Origin of the sequence: Bradyrhizobium sp. NBAIM08 (genome assembly GCF_020193935.1) — a bacterium.
Classification (GTDB): Bacteria; Pseudomonadota; Alphaproteobacteria; order Rhizobiales; family Xanthobacteraceae; genus Bradyrhizobium; species Bradyrhizobium yuanmingense.
On record NZ_JADYVR010000253.1, the window covers coordinates 1 to 458 of the forward strand.

Annotated in this window: 1 protein-coding gene; it reads right to left on the minus strand. The window is 43.4% G+C overall.

Features of this window, described 5'->3' with window-relative positions:
- A partial coding sequence (locus I6F37_RS39355) for a polysaccharide deacetylase family protein (protein WP_225154280.1) occupies positions 1 to 444 on the minus strand: 444 nt, incomplete at its 3' end.
- Between the last annotated feature and the right edge of the window lie 14 nt (positions 445 to 458).

Sequence of the window (458 nt, forward strand, 5' to 3'; positions counted from 1 at the left end):
GGTATATGCCCATGCATTTTCAAAAGTTAAGGAAAAGGCATTCGATATTTCTTTTCCTTTTTTTATTTCCTCCTCCCATTGCGCTTGCGGCAGGTCCATGAGGTTTTCATGGTTAAATCCATGGTAGCCGTATTGCACCAGTCCATGCATGTGGTGCAATTGTTCCAGGCGCAGGAATTGCTGCTGTATGCCGTCATAATTCACTTTCTTGTGAAGGAAATTACCAACAAGGAAAATGGAGAAAGGAATACCCATTTGCTTGAAAACCGGATATGCCAGGGTATAGTTATTCTCATAGCCGTCATCAAAGGTTATCAATACACCCTTTTCCGGTAAGGCTTTACCGGTTTCCACATGGTCAACGACCTCGCGGAGGGTAACAAATTTGTAATGCTTTTTCAGCCAGGTAAGCTGCTTTTTCAACTCTTCGGCGCTTACAGTCAAAAAATCCTCCCTGC